The organism is Leptothrix toolikensis (SeqCode) (assembly GCF_057922285.1).
Genome location: NZ_JBYSVC010000128.1, coordinates 1 through 4,381 on the forward strand (window position 1 = coordinate 1; position 4,381 = coordinate 4,381).

3 protein-coding genes and 1 pseudogene are annotated in these 4,381 nt (G+C 58.3%); 1 reads left to right on the forward strand and 3 read right to left on the reverse strand.

Features of this window, described 5'->3' with window-relative positions:
• Positions 1-275, reverse strand: a 275-nt coding sequence (locus AC3VI7_RS12230; RefSeq protein ID WP_489671582.1) for a nitrilase-related carbon-nitrogen hydrolase, incomplete at its 3' end; no start/stop codon positions are given.
• Between the two features lie 84 nt (positions 276-359).
• On the opposite strand from AC3VI7_RS12230, the gene glnE reads away from it, so the two are divergent.
• Positions 360-3,110, forward strand: coding sequence for a bifunctional [glutamate--ammonia ligase]-adenylyl-L-tyrosine phosphorylase/[glutamate--ammonia-ligase] adenylyltransferase (glnE, locus tag AC3VI7_RS12235; RefSeq protein WP_489667789.1), 2,751 nt, complete (start codon positions 360-362; stop codon positions 3,108-3,110).
• A gap of 129 nt (positions 3,111-3,239) precedes the next feature.
• Here glnE and AC3VI7_RS12240 read toward each other — a convergent pair whose 3' ends face one another.
• Positions 3,240-3,647, reverse strand: coding sequence for a hypothetical protein (locus tag AC3VI7_RS12240; protein WP_489667790.1), 408 nt, complete (start codon positions 3,645-3,647; stop codon positions 3,240-3,242).
• A gap of 192 nt (positions 3,648-3,839) precedes the next feature.
• Positions 3,840-4,381 (reverse strand): annotated as a pseudogene (locus AC3VI7_RS12245) (hypothetical protein); the annotation flags it as partial.

Consider the following 4,381-nt stretch of genomic DNA (forward strand, 5'->3'; position numbering starts at 1 on the left):
ACCGCCAAGGGCAGGGTGCCGCCGATCAGCCAGAGCTGATGCTGGCGCGCCAAGGCTGACAACGTCGCTTGAATCGGCCCGTGGCCGGGGGCTTCGGCATGGCGCAGCTTGTCGTGGTCGTGGTGGCCGATCAGGCAGAAATATTCGGGCAGCAGCACCAGCTCAGCGCCGGCACTGGCGGCCTCGGCCACCAAAGCGGTGGCGGTGGCGAGGTTCTCGGCCACGTCCGGGGTGGATACCATCTGGATCGCGGCCACGTTCAGGGTCTGGGACATAGGATCAGACTCCAGCTTGTTGGGTGAAAATCAAAGCCACGATACCTGAACGATGTACCCGAACGATGCAAGGAGACCACAGGCATGTCCCACCAAGAAGTTGCTGAGCCCCCCGTTGTGGCGCGCGCGGAGCATTCGCGTTTTGTGCAGCGTGTACGGCGAGCCCGGGCGGCCGATCTGCACCGCCTACCCGCTGGGATGCCGCTCAGGGCGGCTTTCACGACCTGCATTGATGGCTTTCTGACTGAAGGGCGCAGTTTGTCTGCGGCGCTGCGCTTGACGCGTCAATTGGTCATTGAGCGTTTGGCGGTGTTGGATATCGAGGCGCAGGCCCAGGTGCAAACCGTGACGCAGGCCATGACCGAATTGGCCGAAGTGGCGCTCGACTTGGCCTTGCAGGCTTGTCGCGCAGCCTTGGACGCCCGCCATGGTGCGCCGCTGGATGAAACCGGCCGGGTGATTGATTTCTGGGTGGTCGGCATGGGCAAGCTCGGTGCGCGCGAGCTCAATGTCTCCTCCGACATCGACTTGATCTACGTCTATGAAAACGATGGCGAAACGGCGGGTCGCAGTGACGGCACAGGCGTGATCTCGGCCCACGAGTACTTCGGTTTGGTGGCACGGCAACTGCGCGCCTTGATCGACGATGTGACCGAAGACGGCTTTGTGTTTCGCATGGACTTGGCCTTGCGGCCCAACGGCAACTCTGGCCCAGCGGCGGTGAGTTTGGCGATGCTGGAAGAGTATTTCCTCGTCCAAGGCCGGGAGTGGGAACGTTTTGCGTGGCTCAAAAGCCGGGTGGTGGCACCGCAAGCGTCAGTGCAAGCCGGGCGGGTGCTGCCGCTGCGCGATGTGGTCGGGCCGTTTGTGTACCGCCGCTACCTCGATTACGGCGTGTTTGAGGGCTTGCGCCAGCTGCATCGCAAGGTGCGCGAGGAAGCCAATCGACGTGCTGCCGGTCGGCCCGAGCGCGCCAATGATGTGAAGTTGTCGCGTGGCGGCATCCGCGAGATCGAGTTCATCGTGCAGTTGCTCCAAGTGGTGCGTGGTGGGCAGTTCCCCGAGATCCGTACCCGCCCGACCCTGAAGGCGCTGGAGCGGCTGGCGGCGGTTGGCCTGATCAAAGCGGAGACGGCCGAGAAGCTGGCGCAGGCTTATGTGTTCTTGCGCCGAGTCGAGCACCGTATCCAGTTCCTCGACGATCAGCAAACCCATGTGCTGCCCACCTCGGATGCCGATTTGCGTTGGATCGCGCAGTCGATGGGCTTGCGCTGCACCACCGATGCTTGCCAGCTGCTCGATCAGCTCCATGCGCACCGCGAATTGGTGGCCACGGAGTTCGACGCGCTTTTGCACGACGGCCGTCAACCCACCGGCGGCTGCAAGGGCTGCGGAGGGCAGGGACCGATATTGCTCGACAGCCCGGCCCTGCTCGATGGCTTGCCCCCGGACTTGGCCGCGCGCTGGACGCGCTTTTTGGCCCAGCCGCGCGTGACGATGCTGCGTGACGATGCCAAGCAACGCTTGGCGCGTCTCTTGATGCGGGCGCGACAACAATACGAACAACACCCCGAGATGGGTGATGAGGCTTTGGCGCGCTTCATCGACTGGGTTGAACCGCTGTTGCGCCGCGATAGCTACTTGGCGTTGCTGGCTGAGCGGCCGCTGGTGCTGGGCCGGTTGCTGCGCATGCTCGGGTTGGCCCGCTGGCCGATGCGCTACTTGATGCGCCATCCCGGCGTGATCGACGAGCTGGCCGATGCGCGTCTGACGCATGAGCGTTTTGATCCGGTGCTTTATCAGCGTGATCTGGAAGAACGCCACCAAGCTTGGATTCGCTCCGGCGAGGCCGATGAGGGGGAGCTGCTCGACACCTTGCGCCGCGCGCATCAGGCCGAAACCTTTCGCACTTTGGTGCGCGATGTCGAAGGCGAGTTGAGCGTTGAGCAAGTGGCCGATGACCTCTCGGCCTTGGCGGACGCCAATTTGCAGTGCGCCATCCGCTGGGCTTGGCAGCATTTGCGTCAGCGGCACCGCGAGGAGCCCCGCGTGGCGGTGATCGCCTACGGCAAGCTCGGGGGCAAGGAGCTGGGCTACGGCAGCGATCTGGATGTGGTGTTTGTTTTTGACGATGACGATGAGCGCGCCCCTGAGATCTACAGCGCCTTTGTGCGCAAGCTGCTGACGTGGCTGTCGCTGCAAACCAGCTTTGGCATGCTCTACGAGATCGACACCGCCTTGCGGCCCAACGGCAATTCAGGCTTGTTGGTCAGCTCGATGGCGGCGTTCGAGCGCTATCAGCTCCAGCGCGGCAGCAACGCCGCTTGGACCTGGGAGCACCAAGCCATCACCCGGGCGCGCTGGTGCGCGGGTTTGGCGGAACTTGAACCCCGTTTTGAAGCTGTGCGCCGCGCGGTGATGGGCGCAGAGCGTGAGCCGCAGGCCTTGCACGCCGAGATCCGTGACATGCGCGACAAGGTGCGTAAAGCCCGCCCCGTGCGGCCGGGTCGTTTCGATGTCAAACATTCCCCTGGCGGGATGATGGACGTCGAATTTGCCGTCCAAACCTTGGTGTTGCTGCACAGCGCCAGCCATACGGCTTTGCAGGACAACCTCGGCAACATCGCGCTTTTGCGGTGCGCCGAGCGCTTGGGCCTGTTGCCCGAAGGGGTTGGTGTCGCGGCGGCCGATGCCTACCGGCAGTTACGCCATGTCCAGCACCGGGCGCGGCTCAATGAGGACGCCACACAACTCAATGAATCCACCTTGGGTGATTTGGCGATTCACCGAGCTGCGGTGCTGTGCCTTTGGTCTGCGGTTTTTGGCACGGCATAAACCCAATCCGAACGTAAAACCATCGCACCCCTTTGATCGCTGATTGAATGCGTCTTGAGGGGTGAACTCAAGTGGACTTATGGGGAGGTCTTTGGAGCTGGTTAGGCATTGCTGGAACACTGCGCTGGCTCAATTGTTTCTACCTCTCGTGCGCAGGCGCTTCCCGGGAAAACCAATGTATCTGTCTGTGGAATTGCGGCCGTCGATACTCTCAACAGAAACCGTGAAATGTGGGCCGTAGACAGAGTCGGTGCCAAATATGGCGATGAGCGTTTTAATTTGACCGGGATCGATGCCGTGTTTTTTGCAAAGTTCAGGGAGCGCGTTTCTGTAGCTTTTGATCGCACCTTGAAGCGTTGCCGAAATGGCGCTTCCTGTTGTACTGGCATCTAGAAAGTTAACCTCAATATAGCTAGGGTCAGATGCGGCAGCTTCAGCGAAGACATCCATTTCATAAACCCCGACCAATAAACCAATCCCACTTGCAAAGGAATCTGCAAGGTTGTGGCCGAGAGACTTGAGTTCGCCGAGCTTCATGCTTTGCGATGCCTAACAGGCTGTTGAAATACCCAAAAGGCCATTGACAACCAACTGTTGATGCCTATGAAGCTGGTCCAATTCGATTAATTTTCTGTCGAAAATGACCAATTTCGGCTCGTTCATAAGGTTTCCGATAGAAATTCATGATCGGTCTACACTGGGAAAACAGTATTTCAACAGCCTGTTAGATTATTGCTTATTGGGGGAGGTGGTGCTTTGATTCGCCTGTGAATTTTTCAATATTTTTTGTAATCTCATGAAAAGTTTATCTTGACTGACATCTCCGGTAAGTGGCAAGGCAAGATAACGCTCAAGTATTTTTATTTCTTGATTCTGTAGATTTTTCCCGTGATACAAAATTGCAAGTTGCTCGTAATACCATGGCGTACCTCCATATTCTGTGATTTTTGTTTCTGCTTCAACTGCGTCAACCAACCTGATAAGAAGGGAGATTGCCTCGTCATTTTTCCCATCGCGTTTGAGTTGCTTTACGATCTCCACATACTCTGTGTAATGCTTTCCATCAACAGATCCGGCCATCTTCGCATCTGATAGTTTTCTCTTGAGCGATTCAAGTTCATCATTGATTTCTGGTGCGGGTGCGGGTGCGGGTGCGGGTGCGGGTGCGGGTGCGGGTGCGGGTGCGGGTGCTTGTGAATTTTCCGACTTATTTCCAAATATCTTTTTTAGCCACAACACGATAAATCCTTTTTGTTGAATTTTGAGATTAA

Bases quoted from the DNA above. Each gene is read 5' to 3' on its own strand.
- glnE (WP_489667789.1), top strand. From the start codon at position 360: ATGTCCCACCAAGAAGTTGCTGAGCCCCCCGTTGTGGCGCGCGCGGAG.
- AC3VI7_RS12240 (WP_489667790.1), bottom strand. From the start codon at position 3,647: ATGAAGCTCGGCGAACTCAAGTCTCTCGGCCACAACCTTGCAGATTCC.